The organism is Nostoc sp. UCD121 (assembly GCF_014222285.1).
In the GTDB taxonomy this organism is placed as follows: domain Bacteria; phylum Cyanobacteriota; class Cyanobacteriia; order Cyanobacteriales; family Nostocaceae; genus Nostoc.
Map to the genome: position 1 here is coordinate 1 of NZ_JACKZS010000116.1, position 24,352 is coordinate 24,352.

Below are 24,352 nucleotides of genomic sequence, written 5' to 3' on the forward strand. Positions count from 1 at the left end.
CCCCTCCCCCTGCCTCTTAATAATGGGATTGATCAAACAACTGCGACGGCGAACCCCTCTAGGATGGCTGCAACTGAACCATGAAAAAAGCCGCCTCTTGGTGGCATTGTCAGGTATTGCCTTTGCGGATCTTCTCATGTTCATGCAGCTGGGCTTTCAGACTGCGCTGTATGACAGTAACACCAGACTACATCGCAGTTTGCAAGCAGACATTGTTTTAACAAGTCCCCAAGCCCGTAACCTACCAAGCTTGTCTACATTTTCTCGTCGGCGACTTTACCAAGCAATGGATATACCAGGGGTGAAGTCGGCAGAACCGATGTATTTCAATAATACAATCTGGAAAAATCCTCAAACACATCGTGAGACGGGGGTGTTAGTTATTGGCTTCAATCCAGATAAGCCAGCCTTTGACTTACCAGATGTTAACCAGCAATTGCAGGCAATTAAGCTACCAGATACCGTTTTGTTCGATCGTGGTGCAAGAGGAGATTATCAAAAAGCGATCGCTCAAATTGACCAAGGTAAAACCCTAACCACCGAAATAGAAAGGCGCACAATTACCATTAGTGGCTTATTTCAAGTCGGGGCTTCCTTTGGTTCTGATGGCAATCTGATTACTAGCGATCAAAACTTTTTGCGGCTATTTTCTGGGCGACAGTCAAGTAGTATCAGTCTAGGTTTGATTCAGGTAAAACCAGGCTATGACCCGAAAAAAGTGGCAGCAAGCTTGAAAGCCTACCTGAGAGATGATGTCAGAGTCTTAACCCACGCCGAATTTATTGAATTTGAGAACAACTTTTGGAGGACAAATTCCCCAATTGGCTTTATTTTCAGCCTAGGTGTATCAATGGGCTTTGTGGTAGGTGTAATTATCGTCTATCAAGTCCTTTCCACCGATGTTAATGCCCATGTTCGAGAATACGCCACCTTTAAAGCAATGGGATATCGCAATTACTACCTGCTGGGTGTGGTGCTTGAAGAATCGTTGATATTAGCAGCACTGGGCTTCTTCCCCGGATTGGGAGTATCCTTAGCACTTTACCAACTGACTCGCAGTGCCACAAATTTACCCATGTACATGACTGCGATTCGGGCATTGCAGGTATTAGTGCTGACTATCATTATGTGTACAATTTCCGGTGCGATCGCCACCCGCAAACTCCAAGCCACCGATCCTGCTGATATGTTTTAAATTTGTCATTTGTTATTTGTCATTTGCAAAGGACAAAGGACAAAGGACAAATGACCAATGACAATTCTTACCAGTAATCGAGCCATTTATGACTAGTCAACCTGTAATCTCTATTAAAAACCTCGACCACCACTTTGGTAACAGTTCCCTTCGCAAGCAAGTTTTATCTAATATCAACTTAGAGATTAACGCCGGTGAAATTATTATTATGACCGGGCCCTCTGGTTCTGGAAAGACTACCTTACTAACCTTAGTTGGTGGATTGCGTTCTGCCCAATCTGGTAGTTTGCAGGTATTAGGGCGAGAACTTTGTGGTGCTAGTGCTGAACAATTAGTACAAGCGCGACGGCATAACGGTTATATTTTCCAAGCACATAACTTACATGGAAGTCTAACGGCACTCCAAAACGTCAAAATGGCTTTGGAATTACACAAATATCTTGGGTTAAAAGCGATGCTAGCTAGGTCAGCCCAGATGTTAGAGCAGGTAGGATTAGGAAATCATTTACATTACTATCCTGAAAAACTATCTGGAGGACAAAAGCAACGAGTAGCGATCGCTCGCGCCTTAGTTAGTCATCCTCAAATAATCCTAGCAGATGAACCAACCGCCGCCCTTGACAGCCAATCGGGTCGGGATGTAGTCAATCTTATGCAAAAACTGGCAAAAGAACAAAGCTGTACCATCTTGATGGTTACTCATGACAACCGCATTCTTGACATTGCCGATCGCATCGTTGACATGGAAGATGGTAAGCTCAAGTCCGAATTGACATTCTTAACCTAAACTTAATCAGGTTTCATTCCTCAAGCTCAGAAATCGAAACTAGAACAATTTAAGTAAAATCACTGTTGTTTTATATCTTTTATTAACAATAATGATATGTGTTATTAGTATATAAACAGTGATTAAGAATTGGATAAATTAAAAATAATATAATTTCACACTATATTTTACTAAAAACTATTGTGGGGTATGCAAGATGCATACCCTAACTTTGCAAATTAAATGCTCAATAACTTAATAAATAGAACTTTGCCTAAGCTTAATAGGGTTATTTCTAATATTTTGCCTTTGGTTTACCTGGTTTGCGTTATTTACTTACACCAATTTTAACCTAGCAATCTAGTACGAGTGTCCAGTTAAACAAGTGTCCAGTTGATTCCAAGATTTTCTTCAAGTATTATTATGTAATGGGTATAATCACAAGGGACAAGGGGTTTCTTTTGTTGCCTAATAAATGATACCTTGGCAAACAACTATAGAGTCTTTGCCGTCAATCTAGTTAAATTTTAAGATAATTACCAATGTCAATGTAATACATAAAGTTAATACCAACTAACTAAATTACAGTTACAAACCATTCTCTCTTATCTCCTACCTGATGTAACTCTGATGTCTATAAGTCTCTGGAGGGTTTCAAAAACATCTACGTCAAAGAGGAAACACGAGTAAAAATAAGCTAGTCTATCTTCCAACACAAGCAAGGAATTTTTGTAGCTCTATGATTATTGAGAATAGTACTAGTAGTTCAAACAAGAAGTTTCTCGGTTTTGATGTCAAAAGTTTGGCAGCCAATCGCCTTGCAATAAATGTGTTGAAGGGAATATTTGCTGTTCTCCCTATCACCTTGGCATTGCCTGTAGATGCTTTACAAGTAAAGGTGACTCCAACTAGTCCTAAATTAGGGGATACACTCTCGGTAGAGATTAATCTAAATAATCCTGAGAATGGTACAAATCCAACAGTAGCGACTGGTAATAATACATACCCAGCCTTTCAAATTGCCCCCAATCAGTATCGGGCTTTCGTTCCCACAACTCCCCTAGAAAAACCTGGAACTAGAACACTTCGCGTTGTAGGGGATGGTCAAGTCCAAAACTTGGCAGTGAATGTGCTTAATCGCAAGTTCCCCGTACAACGCATTACTTTGCCACCTGGCAAAGCCGGAGTAGATGCCACAGAATACGAACTTAAGCGTGTAGCGGCTTTTAAAGCATTACAAACACCAGAAAAGTATTGGAATGGAGTATTTCTGAAACCAAATGCAGGGCGAATGAGTACAATCTATGGTGTTCGTCGCTACTATAATGGTACATTTGCAAAGGACTACTATCATCGTGGTCTTGACTACGCTGGTGCTGCCGGTTCATCGGTGATTGCCCCAGCTGCTGGGCGAGTTGCTTTGGTGGGTAGGGTATCCCAAGGGTTTAGGATACACGGTAACGTAGTTGGCATTGACCACGGTCAAGGAGTAACCAGTATTTTCATGCACCTGAGTCGTATTAACGTTAAAGAAGGTGATCTTGTGAAAGCTGGTCAACTAATTGGTGCAGTTGGTTCAACAGGTGCTTCCACAGGTCCACATTTGCACTGGGGTCTGTATGTCAACGGACAATCTGTTGATCCAACACCTTGGCGAACTAAGGTCGTTAATTAGTAGAGGCGGAATAATCGCGTCTGTGCGTAATTTGTGTTTTTTTTGCTGAAGATTAAGCAAAATCAATTGGATTGATACCGTCCCTACCTTGCTTGGCTAACATAAATGATGATAAGTGTTATGAGTATCGAAAAAATTGTAGAACAAGCTCTCCAGGATGGTTATTTAACACCAGCGATGGAAGCAGAAGTCGGTAGAATCTGTGATAACGCCTCGGAACTCTCAATTGAAGAGTATATGGCGCTAGATCGGCTCATGGGAGCGCTATTGACTGGTGAGGTAGTGGCGGTACCTCGCAAACAATTCATTAACGTCATGGAAGAATTGGTACTGACAGAAGCGATCGCCAGAGTCGCAGAAATTGAAGCCACCAGCGAAAGTTCTCTAGATGTCGGAGATATTGCTGCTTACGCTCTCAATCGACTACCACCTTTGTATGCTACTACAGAAGAGGGTGCTAGCTTCCAGCGCCAAACGGCTCAGGCAGAACTGCAAGAATTAATTTCTCAGCAAGTGAGTGAAGCGATTAATCGTTACCTAGATCGACCCAATTTCTTCCCCGAACGGCAAGCTTTGGGCAAAAATACTGGTAATGAGGTTGTACGCCAAGTTAGTGCCTTACTCCAGACATACGCACCTAATTTTGAGCAAAAATTATAATTTCAATAGTCATTGGTCATTTGTTATTTGTTTTAGACAAAGGACTAATGACCAATGACTCTTAATCAATTACGTACTAGTACTGTTGTCCCTATACTCACTTGCTCATAAAGCATTCTGACATCAGAATTACGCATTCTTAAACAACCATGGGATACAGCCGTTCCTACCAGGTCAATTTCCGGCGTACCATGAAAGCCAATTTCATTGCGTCCATCTGACCAAAAACCAATCCATCTGTCTCCCAAGGGACTATCCGTACCAGCCTCAAATACTTTGCCTGTAATTGGGTGACGCCAGATTGGATAGTGTCGCATGTGGATCACCTGGAAAGAACCTGTGGGAGTTTCCCAACCTTTCTTACCTACAGCGATTGGGTAGCTAGCTATTACCTCATCTCCTGCATATACATAAGTGCGGCGATCGCTTAAATCAACCACCACTTGCGTCTTGCCATCTGCCAGCCTATCAGATGCAGATGGTGCTTGTTGGGCTGAAGCTTTAGACCATAAACCTTTTGGCCAACTATCCGCAACTGGATTTTGTCTTTCGGCTTGCGCCACCAGCTGCATCTTGATTGGTAGTTCAGTTGCTTGAGCTACATTATTTCTAATTGTTTTCGGCTGAGTTTGAGGCTTAATAGTAGAAGATTTTGATTTAGAAGCCCTGCTAGTCGTTGCTTTAGCTACATTCTTCTTAATTATTTTCGAATTAGTTCGAGGCTTAATAGCAGAATATTTGAGTGTAGAAGCCTTGCGAGTCGTTGCTTTAGCTACATTCTTCTTAATTATTTTCGAATTAGTTCGAGGCTTAATAGCAGAGGAATTTGGTGTAACCGCTCTCTGAACACTTGAGCCTTGGGCAACTTCAACAGGTGGCACAGATGCACCCAGCGCAATTTCCCCTAAACTCACTTGTGACAGATTCTTGTAGACTCCCTCTGAGCGGCTTCCCTTCGGATTGGTTAGGGTAGAATCTCGCCGCATCAAAGTAGATGCAGACTTATCAGACTGCCGTTGTGCCGTAGTAATGCGCCAATGGACAGCTAAAGATAAAAATGCTGTGCCAAAACAGAGCAACATTACCATCCGCCCTACAGATTCGTTTCTTGCCATTGCCATCGCCTATTGTTTGTCCCTGACATATCCAGCCGAGAAATTGGATGTGTTCATCATCCGATTATCAAAAATTTATCAATACTTATCATTTCCGTTATAAATCTGCCAACACCTCTGGGCAAACTAAGACTATGCAAATTGTCCCAGCAGTAAAAATTCAAGTGACCAACCTCATTCCTACAAAGCTCTGGGGGTTGTAAGCCAATACTTAGACTTTCTGGCGGAACTTTTGCAGTGTAGCAATCAATGATTAGTGGTGTCGGTGGGAGAAAAACCATGTTTGAAAAACTATTGCTAGCAGTCACAATTACATTTTCCCTCAATTTATTTTTTCAAGTTCGTGTACCAGAGCAACATAACTCTGGTGCTATCTACGGGTCACAACTAGAACAATCAGCAACTATTCTGGTAACAAAATCAAAAAAATAAATCACCATTATAGTAACCACAGCAACCCAACTCCCAGAAATTATTACCTGAATTTTAAAGGTATCAAGAAGGTAGAATTACAAAATTTTTCTCTTCATCCTTAATAACCAGATTTAATTATTTTTATCAAGCGTATATACCCAGTTGCTAAAAGTACTAAAATGTGCATATTGCTGCGCTTTTTTGAGTTGATGGTTGTAAGGGCAACTATGCGAGCAGTATAAGGAAAAAGTGGCTCACTTTATTGCTATAAATGTATCCAAAATTGTCTGCCTCCGTGTTCCAGTCATAAATCCGTCACCTTAGCATGGAACTTCTGTCCCATTAGCAGGTCTAATAGATAGGGATGATTTAGAGCCAGTACGATCTATGAGTCAGTCGATTACTGTATCCTGGTCAACGGTTGATGCAAAGTATCCAGAAGCATCAGTGCAAGTTGACAAACTCCCTAACCACGATTTAATTTTGCGCTGTCAAGCGGGACTGCGGCCAGATCGTGTTGCGTTTTCAGAACTATTACGCCGCTATCAAAGTCAAGTTGATAGAGTTCTCTACCACCTAGCTCCAGATTGGTCTGACAGAGCCGATTTAGCTCAAGAAGTTTGGATTCGAGTGTATCGGAATATTAACCGATTACAAGAGCCTGCTAAATTTCGGGGCTGGTTAAGCCGCATTGCCACTAACTTGTTTTACGATGAGTTACGGAAACGCAAGCGGGTTGTTAGCCCTTTATCACTGGATGCTCCCCGCTCGTTAGAGGACGGTGAGATGGATTGGGAAATCGCTGGCGATACTCCCGGGCCTGAAGAAGAACTGACAACGAGAGAATTTTACGAGCAATTGCGGGAAGCGATCGCGGATTTACCAGAAGTTTTTCGTACTACCATTGTCCTGAGAGAAATCGAGGGCATGGCTTATGAAGAAATTGCTGAAATTACTGGAGTTTCTTTAGGAACTGTGAAGTCAAGAATAGCCAGAGCTAGATCGAGGCTGCAAGCTCACTTGCAGAATTATCTAGACTCCTAATTTACAGGATCTTGCCTCTGCCCAATGACAGAATTTAAGCATAGATTAAGAATTAGCATAAAGACATAGATCGCTTCCATCTTAAGAAGGAAAAATGGCTAATTTTCCCGAAATTCCCGCCCAGTTTACCCGTGTATGAATTGGTAATAATGTTAAGATGACTACTGATTCTCAGTTTTACGACCGTTCTTCTTTGCAACTTCCTCAAAATTTGTCAGATGGAATGGCCAAGCATACCAATGAATCAACGGGTCTTATGGATATGGTGAAGCGCGATCGCTTCGAGTTATTGAGTGCTTACCTCGATGGTGAAGTCACAGCCCCCGAACGCAGGCAAGTAGAAGAATGGCTGGCAAATGATGCCTCGGTTCAATGCTTGTATGCCCGACTGTTAAAGCTGCGCCAAGGCTTGCGGACTCTCCCAGTGCCCACAGCCCAAGAGTCAACAGAAGCAACAGTTCAGCAAGTATTCACACGTTTGCGCCGCCGTTCCCGTTTAAACTGGATGGCGGGAGGTGCAGCTGTTGCTGCTTGCGTAATCGGTGCAGTATCTAGCTTAGTACCAGGTGGTTTGAATGTGCCGCAACTGGCGCAACGACCACAAAAAGAACCGATTCAAACATCCTCAGCGTCTATAATTCCACCCTCTCCTCTGATGGTGGGACTAAATAACCCGGTAATTGAAATTCCTAAAGCAGCAGTAGCTTCTCCAGAAAATCCAATCTATCCGGTAAAACCACAACGGCAAGACTCCAAACAGGACATAAACTAATTGCAAAGTTAACAATTCACAGATCGTAATTGTGCTTTGCGATTAAACAACAGCCACTCCACCAGCCGTCAGGTTGGAGTAATCCTCGTAATTGGGCAACTTGCTCTAGAGTCATTAAATAAACCCAAGCCCGACCCAGAAGAAGCGACTGGGGTTCATAAACCTCGATAATTTGCCTGTTATAGAGGTTTTCTGGTGGTTGTCTAGTGGGCTGGTAATTTTCCAGCACATCTAGCTCATTTAAAATTCTTGGGTTGGGAAAAGATAGTAAATACCCGTAAACTTTGCTATTTCCCAGCGTCATTGCTGGGTAGCCCATTGGCAAAGCAAATAATTTACCTTCTACAAAAGCTTTTTTGACATCAACTACTTTGCCAGCACAGTATTTTTTATAGTTAGCTTCACCTGGTTTGAGTGTGCCGTAGACAAAAACCCGCACCAAATCAGAAAATTTTATATTTGATTCAACCATCTAAACCTTCATCATAATGACTCTTGCCATACCTGAAACACTATTAGCTCAGGCATAATTTGGCTGATGCTCAATTATATAAATCTGTGATTAGTTGACCTACAATATAGGTTAACCTAACAGGTTGACATAACAGGTTAACCTAGACAGACCCATTAGGAGAATTTTTGGTGGATTCCCGATATAACCCCGCAGCGATTGAGGAAAAATGGCAGAAAACATGGTTAGAACTTGGCTTAGATAAAACACCTTCAGCTAGCAACAAGCCAAAATTCTACGCTTTATCCATGTTCCCTTATCCATCGGGCAGCCTACACATGGGTCACGTCCGTAATTATACGATTACCGACGTGATTGCCCGCCTCAAGCGAATGCAAGGGTATCGGGTAATACACCCAATGGGTTGGGATGCCTTTGGCTTGCCAGCAGAAAATGCTGCCATTGACCGTGGTGTACCGCCAGCAAAGTGGACTTATCAGAATATTGCCCAGATGCGGCAGCAATTGCAGCGTCTTGGTTTATCCATTGATTGGGAATGTGAACTAGCTACTTGTTCACCAGATTATTACAAGTGGACGCAATGGATTTTCTTGCAGTTTTTGCAAGCAGGGTTAGCTTACCAAAAAGAAGCAGCCGTAAACTGGGACCCCATTGACCAAACTGTATTAGCAAATGAGCAAGTTGATAACGAAGGACGTTCCTGGCGCAGTGGCGCAATAGTTGAGCGTAAATTGTTGCGGCAGTGGTTTTTTAAGATTACCGACTATGCCGAAGAATTGCTCAATGACTTAGATAAGTTGACAGGTTGGCCAGAACGGGTCAAATTGATGCAGGCAAACTGGATTGGTAAATCCACAGGCGCTTATTTAGAATTTCCCATTATCGGGATAGATGAAAAAATTGCCGTGTATACCACGCGCCCAGATACTGTTTATGGTGTCAGTTATTTAGTATTAGCACCAGAACATCCCTTAACAAATCGCGTTACCACAAAAGAACAACAAGCGGCGGTAGAAGTCTTTATTAAAGAGGTTTCTAATCAAAGTGAGTTGGAACGTACTTCTGAAGACAAACCTAAGCGGGGTATCCCCACGGGTGGGGTGGCAATTAACCCGTTTACAGGGGAAGAAGTGCCTATTTGGATTGCTGACTATGTACTGTATGAGTATGGTACTGGGGCAGTGATGGGTGTACCCGCACATGATGTCCGAGATTTTAAGTTTGCTAAAAATTACGATTTACCAATTAATTTTGTCATCGCTTCCCCAGATGATGTTGCAGGTTTTGACTTAACTCCAACATCAGAAATTGGTGAATCACAACTCATTCAAGTTGACTATAAGCAGGCATACACTGAACCAGGAATTTTAATTAATTCTGGGGCTTTTACTGGTATGGCTTCCACAGACGCTAAACCAGCCATAATTGAATACGCCGAAAAACAAGGTTTTGGTAAAGTGCGGGTGCAATATCGCTTGCGGGATTGGTTAATTTCCCGGCAGCGTTACTGGGGCGCACCAATACCTGTAATTCACTGTCCCAACTGTGGAATAGTGCCAGTACCTGACAAAGATTTGCCAGTCCAGTTGCCAGAAGACGTGGAATTTACTGGGCGTGGGGGTTCACCTTTAACTCAGTTAGAAAGCTGGGTAAATGTGCTTTGTCCAACTTGTGGCACTCCTGCAAAGCGGGAAACTGACACGATGGATACTTTTATTGATTCCTCGTGGTATTTCTTGCGCTTCCCTGACGCTAAAAATGAACAAGAGGTTTTCGATTCCAGTAAAGTAAACGACTGGATGCCAGTGAATCAGTACGTGGGTGGGATTGAACACGCGATTTTACATTTGTTGTATTCGCGGTTCTTTACTAAGGTACTGCGCGACAGAGGGGTACTGAACTTTGATGAACCTTTCCAACGTCTGTTAACTCAAGGGATGGTACAGGGTTTAACTTACCTAAATCCCAATAAGGGCGGTAAGGATAAATGGATTCCTTCTAATCTGGTCAATTCTGCTGACCCTCGTGACCCTCAGACAGGCGAACCTTTACAACGTCTCTACGCCACCATGTCTAAATCAAAGGGCAATGGTGTCGCGCCAGAAGATGTAATTTCCAAATACGGTATAGATACAGCGCGGATGTTCATCTTGTTCAAAGCGCCACCAGAAAAAGACCTGGAATGGGATGAAGCCGATGTGGAAGGACAATTCCGCTTCTTAAATCGGGTTTGGCGTTTGGTGACGGATTATATTACTGCTGGGGTATCCCGTAAAAAAGCTCAACCCTCTGATTTAACTAAGGCTGAAAAGGAATTGCGGCGGGCGATTCACACGGCTATTCAAGCTGTGACAGAAGATGTGGAAGACGAATATCAATTCAACACAGCTATTTCCGAATTGATGAAGTTGAGTAATGCCCTAAGTGATGCCGACAAAAATTCACCAATTTACGCAGAAGGTATTCGGACTTTGGTGATGTTACTCGCACCCTTTGCACCACATATTGCTGATGAATTGTGGCATTTGTTGGGTGAAAGTGATTCAGTTCACACTCAAACTTGGCCGTCATTTGACCCTGTTGCTTTGGTAGCTGATGAAATCACTTTAGTTATTCAAGTTATGGGCAAAACTCGCGGCGCGATTCAAGTACCAGCACAAGCAGATAAAGCAGCGTTGGAGAAATACGCCCGTGAATCAGAAATTGCCCAGCGTTATATCGAAGGCAAAGAGATTAAGAAGGTAATTGTAGTGCCTGGAAAGTTGGTGAATTTTGTAGTCAGCTAAAACTAGAGGGAAGAGAACATACTCAGGATTTATGTACTTACGCACTGAAAACCTGAAATGTTCATTCCCTCTAGCCTACAGCAGTTGCTTAAGACTTCCAAAACATCAAAAGATTTATATCATGTCCACTAAATTACTTGTGATATGTCATTGCGTTCGCCTCTGGCGTTCCTGTTGGGGCAGCCTCTCGTAGAGAAGGGTATGCAACGAAGTAAAGTCTTCGCGCTCGCAATGACAATATATTCAAAGGCTATGTAGGCTATTTTTCGACAGGCATTGAGACAAAATGTTCTTGGAGTCGTCCGTGGATGAAGTGATAGCGTCTACCAATGCGCTGGAGTAGAAGGCGTTCGGTGCAGTAGTGGAGAAAGCAGGCGTATTTCAAAGATATCTATTTATGACACCAGAGAATAGTACAAAGAAAAAGATGCTAGATCGTATTTATTACAGGATAAATGCTAGAGCTATCAAGAAGTATTGTAACAGTAGTTTCTTTCTCTGGTATATGTATATTTAAAAACATCTATATTATTGTTCAAAGAGTTAAACTGTTTTATTGATACACGAAAAAGCGCTTGAGAGTTTTGCTCACTCAAGCGCTTCCCCGTAAAAGCTTATACCAACTCACTTGTTTGATGCAACATTTGAAATCTGCAACACCCCCTTATCAGGGAGTATTGCGGGGATAACTTGTGACAAACATTTGGTGAAATGGTATCACTCCTTGCACTAACTAAGAATATCTCTTTTACAAGAAAATCGGGGATCTGGTGAGTGACAGTTTATGAACTGAACACTAGTTAAAAACGACTCACCATGAATGGTAACTAACGAAACTAAGCACAATTGTAGCAAGTTTGTAAGTATAGTATAAAAACTTATAGTTGATTAGCGCAGGCATAGGCATCGCCTGCCTTTGAGTAAAGCTTCAAAATGTACAGCAATTAGCACCATAAGTATCTCAAATTTAGCAGCAAATAAACTGAAAAGTATCAGTGAAAAATCGCCATCAAGTAAGCCTGAGATGGCTTATATACACGCATGAAAGCGATTTAGATTGCAATAAAATCATCACTTCCTCAATAGATAGAGGTATTCTTTAGAGAATGGCAACCGAAGAACAAATCTTCTACCCAAGCAGATTGAAAACTTTTGGTTGGGTATCTTTTATCTCTTAGTAAACGATGACATCTAACTCTTCCACATAGTGTAGGCGGTTACTTCCTTCGTTGAAGCAAAACACAGCTTTTTCACCGACAATTTCCACGATATTTAAATCGATTTCGCATATTTTTATCAAAACAACTTAGGTCGATGATGGGGAAGATTTAAGAATTTATAATATCTCTACCTAAAATTATGAGAGCTTAAATGGACGCTTCAGCCTTAGCTATTTTAGCTACTCCCCTACTAGCACATGCCTTAACCTGGTGTCTAAGTGTATGGTAAGATTGCCTGGAACAGAGGTTTTATTTGAGTTGGAGTCTCGTAGAAATTGCGAAGGTCAAGCTGACCGATCATTAACTCCCACGATACTTTTCCTATGGATTTGGAAAATATACAACAAGACTGGTGGCGATCTGAGTGTAATTTGTAGATGAATATCTAAAATTTGCTACCAGACTAAACCAATTTCCCACAATTTTGACTTTTATTTGACTTTTAGGATAGACACATGAACGATAAGCTGATGCTAATGATTCCAGGCCCAACGCCGGTGCCAGAAGCTGCTTTACTGGCATTAGCCAAGCATCCGATTGGACACCGGACTAGTGAATTTAGCAATATATTGGCAGAGGTGACGGAAAATCTGAAGTGGTTGCACCAAACTCAAAATGATGTGCTAACACTGAATGTCAGTGGTACGGGTGCTGTAGAAGCCGGAATAATTAATTTTCTCTCTCCAGGCGATCGCATTTTAGTTGGCTCTAATGGTAAATTTGGCGAACGCTGGGTAGAAGTTGGCCAAGCCTACGGTTTGAATGTAGAAGAAGTTAAGGTGGAATGGGGAAAACCCTTAGACCCCGCAGTATTTGGTGAAAAGCTCCAAGCAGATACTCAAAAGCAAATTAAAGCTGTAATCATTACCCACAGTGAAACCTCGACGGGTGTTTTGAATGATTTAGAAAGCATCAACCGCCATGTGAAAGCACACGGTGAAGCTTTAATTATCGTTGATGCCGTCACCAGCTTGGGGGCATTCAATCTCCCGGTAGATGCTTGGGGTTTGGATATAGTCGCCTCCGGTTCTCAAAAAGGTTATATGATTCCGCCGGGATTGGGTTTTGTCTCTGTCAGCCCCAAGGCTTGGGAAGCTTACAAAACTGCGAAGCTACCAAAATATTATTTGGACTTAGGCAAATATCGCAAAGCCACAGCCAAAAATACAACTCCATTTACTCCACCCGTGAACTTGATCGTAGCGTTACACACCACGTTGCGAATGATGAAAGAGGAAGGATTAGAGTCAATATTTGCTCGACATGAACGGCTGAAAAATGCTACCCGCGCCGCCATTCAAGGGTTGAATTTACCTCTATTTGCAGCAGATAGTTCCGCTAGTCCGGCGATTACGGCTGTAGCACCACAGGGAATTGAATCGGATAAGATTCGGTCATTGATGAAAAAACGCTTTGATATTGCCCTTGCAGGTGGTCAAGACCATTTGAGTAATAAGATTTTCCGCATTGGTCACTTGGGCTTTGTGAGCGATCGCGATATCCTTAGCTGTATAGCATCCTTAGAAGTTGCCCTAACAGAACTTGGGTACGAAGATTTCACCCCTGGATCTGGTATAGCAGCAGCAGTTAGAGTATTTAGTCAATCCTAATTACTCAGCAATAAATCAAAAGAGCGAGTTAAATTATCAACTCGCTCTTTTGATTTATTGCATATAAATAAGTAGAAACCACCAGAGTTAATAAACTTATATATCAACCTTTGTACAAGGTAGAGTTGATGTGACATACTTTTATTCTCTTAAATGATACCAACTTGCCCTAGATAGTATTATTTGCTTCGGAGACAGTGACACTGCTTCTTTGACACCAAACAATACCAATAGCAACTTAGTACGATCCAGGATTTGCATAAATAGTATTGTTTGAGATTCCAGTAACAGCCTTTTGATAGAGACTTTTAATCCAAAACCCAAAATTGGCATAAATTATGCCGTCTCCAGCCAATCATAAATTTGTTCTAACTGTTCTAGAGTAATCAAACCATACTGCCAAAGAATCATTGCCAAAGGGCCTGGGTCTTGCTCCCGATGGCGCAGTGCAACCGCCAGCGATGCTGTGGAAATTGCCAAATCTTCTTGCAAAAAATGAATCATTCGAGAATATTTTGATGGTGACATTTGAATCTCACCTCCTTGTGCAGAATGTATTGTCATATATTAGTTCACCATTGCTCGGTAGCCAGTAGCCAGTATTTCATCTGTCACTGTGCCGTTATTAGCTATACACCCCAGCACAGTTTTTTTGATTTGCCTTTAAGAGAGGCTTGTCATCTGCTCAATTATCAAGCAGTATTTTTACTTAATTCACTGACTCCATCTTGTTTACTTGTGTACTTTATTTAATTACATAAGTAGTAACAAAGATTCCATAACCTATACTCTCTTATTGGCGACTATTTACACTTACGCCGAAGGGAATATTTTTGCAACCAAACCTCAAGTTCGGGATTTCAGATTGGAGACAGTAGAATTTTACATTATTACCACAGTTTTTAAATAGTAGCGTTACAGATGACTTTTTGCTACAAGACGTGACATTTTTTACAGAAAAAACATAGTTCTAGGTAGTATACGGTCTGAACAGACCAACTATCCAAATCTTTATCCTTGAAAAGGGCTAAGTCTCAGAACTTAATTTTGACAATATCGCCCACTTTTAACTTCAATTCGGCAGCTCTTCCAGAGCGAAGTTCAATTACCTTATCGATTGGTGTGTTAGGGCCATAAGTAGGACAAGGCTCACTTGCACAAGGAGGTGCAGCAGCTTGGATATATTTAACTACACCGTTCTGTAAAAATACCATATCCAAGGCTACAGGTACATTTTTCATCCAGAAACTAACTGGTCGTGGTGAAGCGAACCCAAATAGCATTCCTCGGTCATCTGGCAAAGCTGGTCGATACATCAACCCCATTTGTTGCTGTTGTGGTGTCTTCGCTACTTCTAGCTGAATGATTGTGCCATTAGGAAGAATGGCTTTTGCAGAAATTGGTAGTTTTTGACCTAAACTCGCTGGGGCTGGAGTTGTAGAATCAGACGTGGGGGTTGGAGGTTTAGCCGTTGTTGGCACAGAACAGCCCATCAATAAAACACTCAGCAACATTGAGAATAAACCTAGCCAACGATTCATAATTATTTTTGATTTTGTAATTTAGATTTCAATTTTACAGAATTTAAGCTAGAAAGCTCACGTTTTTTGTCTAGTAATACACAGCCGTTTTCAGGCTCAATTAACTAGACAATGGGCTTAAGCACATTGTCTAAGGTAGGCAAACTTTCGCCATCTCTACTAGGATTCTCTTAAAACGTACCCTACGCCGCGCACTGTCTGAATTAGGCGCTTTTGACCTTCATCTTCGATTTTGAGGCGGAGGTAGCGGATGTACACTTCAATGACATTCGACTCACCCAGAAAGTCATAACCCCAAACATTCTCTAAAATTTGTTCGCGGGTTAACACCTCACGGGGATGTTCCATTAAGAATTTTAATAGTTCAAATTCTTTCATTGTCAAGTCAATTGCCCGACCACCGTGGATAGCACGGCGACTTGCGATGTCTAAAATAAGATCCCCAAAGCGTAATTGCTCCGTGGTATCCACATCGGGTTTTAAGTAGAGGCGAATTAACTTCAAAAAGTCTTCTGAGCGGTAAGGTTTGAGGATGTAATCATCCGCTCCTGCTTCTAGACAAGCTACACGATCGTCGACGGTATCCCTTGCCATTAAAATCAACACAGGCGATCGCATACCAGTGCTTCTCAAATTTTTACACAATGAGAGTCCTGATTCTCCTGCTAGCATCCGGTCTAAAACAATTAAAGCAGGTTGGCGATCGCGACAGTATTGCAAACCACTGGTCGCATCATGAGCCAATATTGATTCATAGCCAGCTTCTTGCAAATCGCAAGCAAGCTGATTTGCTAGGCTCTCATCGGTTTCAATCACCAAAACACAGGGACTTGGAGCAACTGTCATAACAATTTGGGATATTGGATTTGGGATTGTAAAGATGTTCCAGAGAAAATCTTTACATCAGTTATAAAGTGCAATTACGAGTTTTTAACGATGAAGCAATCCTGATTTGACGCACGGCTAAGAATCTTTTAGCACGTTCAGGTGTCAGCAATCGAATTCTCCGATGCAATCTTAATAACTAACTCCAAATACCATCCCTATACCAGTAATTCTGGACGGAAATCAGTAAATTGGGCATTGGGCATAGAGTGATGTAGCTTTAGCTTCCCGCAGGGTGGGACTGAGGGAGAAGAATTAATAACCAATGCCCAATGCCCAATCATTACGGCAATTCTACCGAAGTTGGTTTGGCAATATGTGGTAAACCCCAACCTAATTTTTCTCGTAAAATTCGGAAAAACTCAGGCGGTTGCAGGCGAATAAATCGCACACTATATTGCGATCGCTCCATATATACTCTATCCTCTGGTAGAACATAACACCCTCCATTACCATCCACCACCATCACTAGCCGAGGAATGTTAACTGGATAAATGTTCACCGATTCAGTATCTGGAAATACCAATGCTCTAGAAGCTAGAGAATGGGGACAAATGGGTACTAGTTGTAAAACAGGTACACCAGGAGTCACCACTGGGCCACCGGCACTCAATGAGTAAGCTGTAGAACCAGTAGGCGTAGAAACAATCACACCATCCGCCGCAATATCTACTGGTGCATGACGACCTATGGCAATTTCAAAATGGCACATAGAGGTCAAAGGTTCTCGGTGCAGTACCATTTCATTCAAGCAGAGAGCTTCCCACAGTACTGCATCTCCCCGAAATACTTTGACGGTGAGCATGGCTCGTTCTTCAATTTCATACTCACCGTTCATTGCCTGTTCTAGTGCTTGGGGCAATTGATTCAGGAAAGTTTCTGTCAAAAATCCCATGTGACCGGTATTCACTGTTAATAGTGGAATACCACAGGGGGCTACCTGACGAGACGCTGCTAAAACAGTTCCGTCTCCCCCTAACACCACTGCAAACTCCATATCTGAGTCAAAACCAGGGGGCGTTAGACCGTCAATGGGGGTGTGGCATACAGGACTATCTGGATTAGAGTAGCCCAATATTCCACCGATACTTGATGTGATACACACATCCCAACCGGCTGCGGTTAGCTTGTCTTTCAACTCGATAGCGACACGACCCGCTATCGGTTTAACGTCATTGTAGATAATGCCTGCTTTCGGCACACTCAAATATCCAAGTTTAGGCGATGCTTTGTATTATGTAATCCTTACACATTTTGGGTCATGTAGTCATTAATCTGGAGTCAAATATCCAGAGTGTAGAGTTTCATGACTAATGTCTCTTCTGTAATTACTATTGACTATTGGCTTTTGAAGACTGTTTAAAAGGAGTTTTTTTAGGTTTCTGCTTTTTATTTTTATTTTTCTGGTAGTCTACCTCTTTGAGCTTCTTCATGATCCGGCTGAAATACTCTTGGAGATAGCTTTCTAGAGTTGTGGTTTGTTGCGGATCTAAGCCAAAAACTGTGTAGACTTCATCCATTGAAGCATTTAGCTGTTTACCACTTGCCAATACTTCTGTAAACGCTAGCCTGTCTGCCACGTTCCATCCCCACTGAAAAGACCGCATTAAGCCCCGCACGGCACGCAATACGCTTATTGGCATCCGCGTTACCCTGGCATCTTTTCCAGATAAGCGTTCGCACAGGTTGATGATTTCTTCTGCACTCCATGCACGAGTCCCAACTACAGGAAAAGCTTGGTTTTCCGTTTCGGGCACACTCAATGCACGAATTGCAAACTTAGCAATGTCCTGAGTATCCATATAAGCGATGGGAGAAGAATTACCTGTCACCCAAACTGGCTGTCCTTCCAAAATGGGAATCCCATACTGACCGATTAACCCTTGCATAAAGCCAGCTAGCCGCAAGATGGTATAATTCAAGCCTGACTCAGCTAAGAATAGTTCTGTACAACGCTTAATTTCCATTAGCGGTACTTCTGGGTATTTATCCGCATCCAAAATTGAAAAGAAGATAAAGCGCTCTATACCTGCTGCTTTTGCTGCTTGAATTAATGCTACTTTGCCCTCCCAGTCAACTTGCTTGATACTCAGTGAATCCGTAGGACGAGATGTTGACGCATCAATAACTTGGGTTACACCTTCTAATGCCGCCGCTAAAGTATCGGGGTAACGTAAATTTCCTGGTACAAGTTCTGCACCCCATTCTTTGAGAAAAGCTGCTTTTTTACTACTCCGCACGAGGCAGCGTACTTTATATCCCTCATCGATTGCACGACGAGCCACTTGTCTTCCTAAGGTGCCAGTGGCACCGACGATTAATAATGTCATGAGGTTTGTAATAAATTTTAATGTTTTATGAAAAGAATGTTATCAGAATAACCTATGTAAACAAAAGTTTACATCTTTTCTCAGAAAATCGTTTGTTATGGAGAAATTCATGGGAAAATTGCTGTCCGGTAAACGGACAAGCTTTTTTCCCAGTTAGCGAAAAGTATGAACGCCACCTTGGGGCGAACAGAACTTTTCAAGGCAGAGGAAAACCTCTTCCCTCTCAATAGTCAATTACCGTAGAAGTTATTCTTCTCCGCCTTGAATTTTCAGTAACAATGCGCCTAAGCCCCAGCCCACGAAGATTAAACCGAAGGACAATATAGCTGCATTCAAAATTTCGCCGCCCATTGGTGTGATTCTCCTTATGCAAATTAGTGTGTGTAAACTAGGTCTAGCAGAAGCTTTTCAATAGTTACTGTAGGATTAGACCTGTGTAAATAATTTTAAACTAGTTTAGCAAGTAATCCCTACTGGTTTGGGGGGCAATCCCTACTGTAGAGCGGAAGATAAGGGGGATGGGGAAAATTTTAATGATAATAATTATGAATAAATTTTATGTATCAAAATAATCAAGGTGATTTAGTGAATTTTAGCAAAAAGAATCGCCCACGTTTGGCGCTGACGCTGGGAGATCCGGCGGGTATTGGGCCAGAGGTGATTTTGAAAGCTTTAGCAGAACCAGAAATTAGTAAAAAATACGACGTAACAGTGGTGGGTAATGGGGATTTGCTGGCACAGACTTATCACAAATTGAATTTAATCGATAATTTAGCACCTTTGGCAAATCTAGAAGAGTTGTCTGTCTGTGATGTGCAATTGGATGGAGAAATTAAAGGTCAAATTATCCCAGGAATAGCTAATGCGGGGAGTGGTGCGGCTAGTTTTGCCTATATGGAATATGCGATCGCACAAACACTGGCTGGTAAATTTGATGGGATAGTCACGGGGCCGATCGCTAAATCTGCTTGGAAAGCCGCAGGATATAATTATCCAGGGCAAACGGAACTTTTGGCGCACAAGTCAGGTGTTGACCGTTTTGGGATGTTATTTGTAGCGCGATCGCCCCATACTAACTGGACACTCCGCGCTTTACTTGCTACCACACATATTCCCCTCCGTCAAGTAGCGGATACATTGACACCACAATTGTTGACACAGAAATTGGATTTGCTGGTGGAGTGTTTGGAGAAAGATTTTGGGATAGAAAATGGGAAAATTGCGATCGCAGGTTTGAATCCCCATAGTGGCGAACAGGGACAACTTGGACATGAAGAACAGGATTGGTTAATTTCCTGGTTGGAGCAAGAGCGGCAAAAACGACCACAATTACAACTAGATGGGCCAATACCGCCAGATACAATGTGGGTTAAACCTGGTCAAGCTTGGTATGGAAATTCTTTAGTAAAAAATCCTGCTGATGGATACTTGGCACTTTACCACGACCAAGGCTTAATTCCTGTAAAGCTGATGGCGTTTGATCGGGCAGTTAATACTTCTATTGGTCTTCCTTTCGTTCGGACTTCACCAGATCATGGAACAGCGTTTGATATTGCGGGTAAGGGAATTGCTGATGCTACGAGTATGAAAGCAGCGATACATTTAGCGGCTGAGTTGGTGAGTCAAAGATTGGCGGCGAGAAAACTATGAATTATTTCATGATTTATAACTAGACTTGTCTAAAGAATCATGGAAGTGCAACCAAGAGAAATTAAAAATTATCTGACAGTAGATGGAAAAAATATTTTTGATGAGTGGCTTTATTCTCTGCAAGATAGAAGAGCAAAAGCTAAAATAAGAGCCAGACTTGACCGAGTTGAAGATGGTAATTTAGGTGATTGTAAGTCAGTTGGAGAAGGTATTTTTGAATTGAGAATCGACTATGGGCCAGGCTACCGCATATACTTTGGACAAGAAGGTATAACAATTATTATTCTTTTATGTGGTGGAGATAAAAGCACTCAGAAACAAGATGTTGATAAAGCTCAAGAATATTGGAAAGACTATAGGAGTAGAGATAATGCCTAAAAGTGCAAGCTATCACGAAGGATTAGTTAAACATCTCCAAGATCCATTAGAAGCAGCATCTTATATCGAAGTAGTTCTAGAAGAGGGCGATCCTAAAATGTTAGGGAAAGCACTCAAGAATGTAATTGAAGCACAGGGTGGAATTGATCAGTTTCCAGAACCAGTTAAGCAATGCTATGAGCAACTGGACTTGATGTTATCTGAGCAAGGAGAACTTGAATTTTATTGTCTGAGGAAATTACTGGATGCATTGGGATTACAGCTAGCAGTAACAGTGAAGTCAGTATGAGGTGATTTTTTAAGAACAGTTTAAATCGCTCAGTCTTATACCTTACCAATTTATTTTAATAATTTATAAATTGCTCCTCGAAGTTATTTACTAATTTCGAGTGAAGCTAATTCGCATATCCCAGTCATTCACTAGTTGTTTGTCTGGGCTTTTTTGTTTCCTAATTATGGAAACTTTCATTTAGCAGTATATATGAAAATTCTAATTTATTACTTTAACTCTTTGACTTTATCATCGAACTTATTTCCTAGCTTCAAGTAAAGGTGATTTATAAATACCAGTCATCTGTTTTTCAGACGGCTGGCATTTATTTTTTGTGCTGTTGTGGTTAGAGAAATAATAGGCTAACGCCTAGAGTGAATGAAATAAATAAAGAGTTTTACTCCAATAGTCGTGGGGTGGAATCGACTTTAAATATTTTTTCTAGAACGCTTCGCGCTGAAGAAATAAAGAATAGGCTAACCCCTAAAAGTATATGAAGAAAATAAATAAAGAGTTGTACTCCAATAGTCGTGGAGTGGAATCGACTTTAAATATTTTTTCTTAGAACGCTTCGCGCTGAGGGTAGGTGTAATTAGTTTGATTTGCAGAGTTGAAATTTTCAGGAGTTAATAATGAATTCAGTTGAAACTGTTGGATATGTTCGTACCGATCTTCAAAGTCTTCATGATTGGACTCATCATCAATTTGGCATGAAGTCAATGTCTTCTAGTCGGGTTGCTTTTGATCGAACTCACAAATGGTTTGGATATGAGGTAATACTACTAAAGCCTAATGCAAAAATTAATCCAGGCAATTGGGATGAGAGGGTTAATCGACTTGGCGATCGCATTTTTCCAGGATGGAATTGTGCCTTACTCTGCCATTATCGTCCAGGTGGTGGCATGATAGAACACTGCGACCACTCCGTTTTTGAACCTCTGGTAGTATTAGTCAATATTGGACGTGCTACTTTCCGCATCGGTAAAGACGAATATCACAAAGAGGAATATCACCTTGAAGATGGTCAGGTTATCCAGTTTGATTCTAGTATTCCCCATGAACTACTTCCGGTTGTATCTGATCGCTGGTCTTTGTCCTTTCGCCGGATTAAGCCATAGTTTCTACAGTTCTAAACTTATGTAATCCTTTTCATGTAAGGATTATGGGGCTGTTCTTATATCGCTGATGTCACTCTATATTCAAGGTAACAAATAACCAACGGTACTTGGGGTAATCAGTAACAACCTGTGGGAGAATTTTATAAGCCCTTGCTTTCCACATGAGCGATCGCCGCCACTGACAAACTGGACAATGACGAACCCTACAAAATCGGGCATCTGATAGTTTTAACTTGAGAATACCTTCCGATTCGTCTGCTACTAGTTGAAATTTCAACAACTCAGAACATATTCTCATCCGCCAAGCATACTGCTGAAAATAATCTTCGTCTGCTTTGGCGTAATAATGCAAGACTTTATCAGTATTAGCTCTGTGCTTGTCCCAAATTTTACCTATAGGCGAAACTTCGGTTAAAGTTTGTATATTTTGATTTTTAGGAAATTTATCTTGAGACGATATATTAAAAGCAATAAAGTTACTGTCTGAGGCTTGAGCAGACACGAAATCACCAAATAAGTTTGTATCAACGCCCTAAACTAACGCAAGCTATACTGTCAAGCCTCAGTAAAAGTATTTAAGTAAGCAATAGAACAATGCTGACTAATTTTTTGTTATGAACTACTCCTGAAATCGCAAAGCTCAGGAAGTAGTATTTTCGTCGGGTGCTTCAAACTTATAACCATAGCCGCGTACAGTTTTAATAAACTCTGGTACGCTAGGATCGACTTCCATCTTCTTGCGAAGCTGACCAATATGTACGTCAACCACCCGGCCATCTCCTACGTAGTCGCAACCCCAGATTTTCTGGATTAACTGTGGGCGACTCCAAGCTTGATTAGGGTGACTTGCCAAAAAATGTAAAATATTAAATTCCAGTGCTGTTAAAGCGAGAAGTTTATCGTTTAGTATTACTTCCCGTCCCTCTGGGTTAATTACTAGCTGCTTAAAAATGATCCGTTGTGTTGGTGAAGGGTTGATGTAGCGTATCCGCCTCAAAAGAGCTTCTATTCTAACTTCTACTTCTGCAAGACTAAATGGTTTAGTCATGAAATCATCAGCACCTGCACTCAAGATTTTAATTTTATCAGCCTCATCAGTCCTACTAGTCAGTATCAGCACTAAAACATTAGTACGACTCTGCATTTCTTGGCAAAGGCTATAACCATTAACATCCGGCAAATTCCAATCCAGAATTACTAAGGCTGGGTTGAATTGCTCAAACATCGATAAGGCAGTCTTACCATCTGCTGCTGCCTCTATTTGATATTTCCGACTCAAAAAACGATGAACGAGATTTCTCACGCCGAAGTCGTCATCAACAATCAGAATTTTAGGAGTAGTAGCGGTAATCATAACCATAATGCTGCCTATTGTAGATTGGGCGATTCGCTGTTGTCCCAGTTTTGCTGTCCGTGTTTCTGTTGAGAGTGGATTCACGCGCGTCTCTGCTGAGTACGATCGCTACTGTAGTACTTGTATACAATTAATTTTCCATGAAGCTTATGAAAACTTCAGCCACCGTAATGCTGATAAATTGTATGATCTTTGTATAATTTTGAATTTACATTGTATAATTATTGACTGCTATACTTAGAATAAGTGTAATGCGAGACAATTTTTATAATCAAAAACAGTCTAGAGAGACACCAGACGCTACGGCAGTTTTCTACAACTTTGGAAAAGGAATGTACTCCCTGGTTAATTAGTGATTCACAAAGACCCACAAACTAAGCCATAAGCCAATTTAGATTCTACCCAATCCTACTTGAACTAACTGGTATCTACTCCTGAAGAAGGACTACGAAAATTCACCCAGCGTGCATTTACATGTAGCTACCCTTCTAAGCATATACTATACTACAAATTTAAGCCTGAGACTAGATAAGCCAAGGACTCAGAGCATCACCAGAAGGTATAAGGGCAGCAAAAACAGCTTTAACAGACAAAACTTAGAGTCAGCATAAATTAGCAATAGCTTTAGGCATTACGCGTCAAACAATTTCTAAGTTTTTTGCAGGTGAGTCAGTTTCCGATCTTGTTTTGTGCAAATTTGCCAACAACTAGGGTTGTCTTGGCAAAAGGTTGCTGGTTTAACTGAAAATGTGGCATTTGAGGTAACAACTAAGATGTAAATCAAATGTACTGACCTCGATACACTGGTGCGGTGGGTGCGTAAAAAGCGCCAAGAGAAAATCCAAGACCAGTGCAACGCTCTGTAAATGTTGGATATTTTCCAAACAGTCCAAATGATGGATATTTACACCAATACTAATGTCTTAGAGTAGATAGTAAGCCTGCAATGGTAATAAATTTCTGACCTTTTGAAAGACTTCAAATCTGAATCAAACTTTAATCAACTTGGAGGATACAACTGTTAGAGAAAATTACCAGGTTTAAAAGTAGTATTAAGAGGATTTTTTAAAAGTCATGATTGATGTATCAAATATTT

25 protein-coding genes are annotated in these 24,352 nt (G+C 41.4%); 14 read left to right on the forward strand and 11 right to left on the reverse strand.

Annotated features, from left to right (window positions below):
* Positions 1–22 precede the first annotated feature (22 nt).
* The 4 genes from devC to GNF10_RS22315 all read left to right on the forward strand — a co-directional run bounded on the left by devC (position 23) and on the right by GNF10_RS22315 (position 4,296).
* Complete coding sequence (gene devC, locus GNF10_RS22300; protein ID WP_185581500.1) at positions 23–1,195, forward strand: ABC transporter permease DevC; 1,173 nt, start codon at positions 23–25, stop codon at positions 1,193–1,195.
* Positions 1,196–1,283: 88 nt separating this feature from the next.
* Positions 1,284–1,982, forward strand: coding sequence for a DevA family ABC transporter ATP-binding protein (locus GNF10_RS22305; RefSeq protein WP_185581501.1), 699 nt, complete (start codon positions 1,284–1,286; stop codon positions 1,980–1,982).
* Positions 1,983–2,700: 718 nt separating this feature from the next.
* Positions 2,701–3,636, forward strand: coding sequence for a M23 family metallopeptidase (locus GNF10_RS22310; protein WP_185580773.1), 936 nt, complete (start codon positions 2,701–2,703; stop codon positions 3,634–3,636).
* Positions 3,637–3,756: 120 nt separating this feature from the next.
* Positions 3,757–4,296, forward strand: coding sequence for a late competence development ComFB family protein (locus GNF10_RS22315; RefSeq protein ID WP_041565537.1), 540 nt, complete (start codon positions 3,757–3,759; stop codon positions 4,294–4,296).
* Between the two features lie 65 nt (positions 4,297–4,361).
* Here the strand turns inward: GNF10_RS22315 and GNF10_RS38750 are convergent, their stop codons facing one another.
* Positions 4,362–5,411 (reverse strand): L,D-transpeptidase, encoded by a 1,050-nt coding sequence (locus GNF10_RS38750; RefSeq protein WP_260445930.1) that lies wholly within the window; start codon positions 5,409–5,411, stop codon positions 4,362–4,364.
* A 279-nt stretch (positions 5,412–5,690) separates the two neighbouring features.
* On the opposite strand from GNF10_RS38750, the gene GNF10_RS22325 reads away from it, so the two are divergent.
* The 3 genes from GNF10_RS22325 (at position 5,691) to GNF10_RS22335 (ending at position 7,641) form a co-directional block, all read left to right on the forward strand.
* Positions 5,691–5,843 (forward strand): hypothetical protein, encoded by a 153-nt coding sequence (locus GNF10_RS22325; protein ID WP_167306191.1) that lies wholly within the window; start codon positions 5,691–5,693, stop codon positions 5,841–5,843.
* A 369-nt stretch (positions 5,844–6,212) separates the two neighbouring features.
* Positions 6,213–6,869 (forward strand): sigma-70 family RNA polymerase sigma factor, encoded by a 657-nt coding sequence (locus GNF10_RS22330; protein ID WP_114082966.1) that lies wholly within the window; start codon positions 6,213–6,215, stop codon positions 6,867–6,869.
* A 157-nt stretch (positions 6,870–7,026) separates the two neighbouring features.
* Positions 7,027–7,641: an anti-sigma factor gene (locus GNF10_RS22335; RefSeq protein ID WP_185580772.1), complete on the forward strand. Its 615-nt coding sequence runs from the start codon at positions 7,027–7,029 to the stop codon at positions 7,639–7,641.
* 16 nt (positions 7,642–7,657) lie between these two features.
* Here GNF10_RS22335 and GNF10_RS22340 read toward each other — a convergent pair whose 3' ends face one another.
* Positions 7,658–8,113 (reverse strand): gamma-glutamylcyclotransferase, encoded by a 456-nt coding sequence (locus tag GNF10_RS22340; protein WP_185580771.1) that lies wholly within the window; start codon positions 8,111–8,113, stop codon positions 7,658–7,660.
* Between the two features lie 170 nt (positions 8,114–8,283).
* Between GNF10_RS22340 and leuS the strand changes: the two genes are divergently transcribed.
* On the forward strand, positions 8,284–10,899 hold the full coding sequence (leuS, locus tag GNF10_RS22345) for a leucine--tRNA ligase (protein ID WP_185580770.1): 2,616 nt from the start codon (positions 8,284–8,286) through the stop codon (positions 10,897–10,899).
* Positions 10,900–12,073: 1,174 nt separating this feature from the next.
* Here the strand turns inward: leuS and GNF10_RS38755 are convergent.
* The gene (locus GNF10_RS38755; RefSeq protein ID WP_260445929.1) at positions 12,074–12,199 is read right to left on the reverse strand and encodes a hypothetical protein; all 126 of its coding nucleotides are present in this window, start codon (positions 12,197–12,199) and stop codon (positions 12,074–12,076) included.
* A 375-nt stretch (positions 12,200–12,574) separates the two neighbouring features.
* On the opposite strand from GNF10_RS38755, the gene GNF10_RS22350 reads away from it, so the two are divergent.
* A complete protein-coding gene (locus GNF10_RS22350) occupies positions 12,575–13,729 on the forward strand; it encodes an alanine--glyoxylate aminotransferase family protein (protein ID WP_185580769.1) in 1,155 nt (384 codons plus the stop codon).
* Positions 13,730–14,065: 336 nt separating this feature from the next.
* Here the strand turns inward: GNF10_RS22350 and GNF10_RS22355 are convergent, their stop codons facing one another.
* The 6 genes from GNF10_RS22355 to GNF10_RS22380 all read right to left on the reverse strand — a co-directional run bounded on the left by GNF10_RS22355 (position 14,066) and on the right by GNF10_RS22380 (position 18,836).
* A complete protein-coding gene (locus GNF10_RS22355) occupies positions 14,066–14,293 on the reverse strand; it encodes a DUF2949 domain-containing protein (protein ID WP_185580768.1) in 228 nt (75 codons plus the stop codon).
* Between the two features lie 470 nt (positions 14,294–14,763).
* Positions 14,764–15,270 (reverse strand): DUF192 domain-containing protein, encoded by a 507-nt coding sequence (locus GNF10_RS22360; RefSeq protein ID WP_185580767.1) that lies wholly within the window; start codon positions 15,268–15,270, stop codon positions 14,764–14,766.
* Between the two features lie 159 nt (positions 15,271–15,429).
* Positions 15,430–16,116 (reverse strand): response regulator transcription factor NblR, encoded by a 687-nt coding sequence (gene nblR, locus GNF10_RS22365; RefSeq protein WP_012410505.1) that lies wholly within the window; start codon positions 16,114–16,116, stop codon positions 15,430–15,432.
* A gap of 322 nt (positions 16,117–16,438) precedes the next feature.
* Positions 16,439–17,356 (reverse strand): NAD(+) kinase, encoded by a 918-nt coding sequence (locus tag GNF10_RS22370; protein WP_163929070.1) that lies wholly within the window; start codon positions 17,354–17,356, stop codon positions 16,439–16,441.
* A gap of 130 nt (positions 17,357–17,486) precedes the next feature.
* Positions 17,487–18,485, reverse strand: a complete 999-nt coding sequence (locus GNF10_RS22375) for an SDR family oxidoreductase (RefSeq protein ID WP_185580766.1) — start codon at positions 18,483–18,485, stop codon at positions 17,487–17,489.
* 246 nt (positions 18,486–18,731) lie between these two features.
* Positions 18,732–18,836, reverse strand: a complete 105-nt coding sequence (locus GNF10_RS22380; protein ID WP_012410508.1) for a PetM family cytochrome b6-f complex subunit 7 — start codon at positions 18,834–18,836, stop codon at positions 18,732–18,734.
* Positions 18,837–19,043: 207 nt separating this feature from the next.
* Here GNF10_RS22380 and pdxA point away from each other — a divergent pair, with 207 nt between their 5' ends.
* The 4 genes from pdxA (at position 19,044) to GNF10_RS22400 (ending at position 21,902) form a co-directional block, all read left to right on the forward strand.
* Entirely contained in the window at positions 19,044–20,135 is a 1,092-nt protein-coding gene (gene pdxA / locus GNF10_RS22385; protein WP_185580446.1) for a 4-hydroxythreonine-4-phosphate dehydrogenase PdxA, read from the forward strand.
* Between the two features lie 39 nt (positions 20,136–20,174).
* Positions 20,175–20,513 carry a type II toxin-antitoxin system RelE/ParE family toxin gene (locus tag GNF10_RS22390; protein ID WP_185580445.1) on the forward strand — a complete coding sequence of 113 codons (339 nt, stop codon included), beginning with the start codon at positions 20,175–20,177 and terminating at the stop codon, positions 20,511–20,513.
* The gene (locus tag GNF10_RS22395) at positions 20,506–20,802 is read left to right on the forward strand and encodes a DNA-binding protein (RefSeq protein ID WP_185580444.1); all 297 of its coding nucleotides are present in this window, start codon (positions 20,506–20,508) and stop codon (positions 20,800–20,802) included. The genes GNF10_RS22390 and GNF10_RS22395 overlap by 8 nt, the downstream gene beginning before the upstream one ends.
* A 614-nt stretch (positions 20,803–21,416) precedes the next feature.
* On the forward strand, positions 21,417–21,902 hold the full coding sequence (locus GNF10_RS22400) for a hypothetical protein (RefSeq protein ID WP_185586913.1): 486 nt from the start codon (positions 21,417–21,419) through the stop codon (positions 21,900–21,902).
* A gap of 70 nt (positions 21,903–21,972) precedes the next feature.
* Here GNF10_RS22400 and GNF10_RS39320 read toward each other — a convergent pair whose 3' ends face one another.
* Entirely contained in the window at positions 21,973–22,404 is a 432-nt protein-coding gene (locus tag GNF10_RS39320) for a protein rep (RefSeq protein WP_221643755.1), read from the reverse strand.
* A 138-nt stretch (positions 22,405–22,542) separates the two neighbouring features.
* Positions 22,543–23,262 (reverse strand): response regulator transcription factor, encoded by a 720-nt coding sequence (locus GNF10_RS22410; RefSeq protein ID WP_174712644.1) that lies wholly within the window; start codon positions 23,260–23,262, stop codon positions 22,543–22,545.
* A 639-nt stretch (positions 23,263–23,901) separates the two neighbouring features.
* On the opposite strand from GNF10_RS22410, the gene GNF10_RS39325 reads away from it, so the two are divergent.
* On the forward strand, positions 23,902–23,967 hold the full coding sequence (locus tag GNF10_RS39325) for a hypothetical protein (protein ID WP_311774202.1): 66 nt from the start codon (positions 23,902–23,904) through the stop codon (positions 23,965–23,967).
* Positions 23,968–24,352 lie beyond the last annotated feature (385 nt).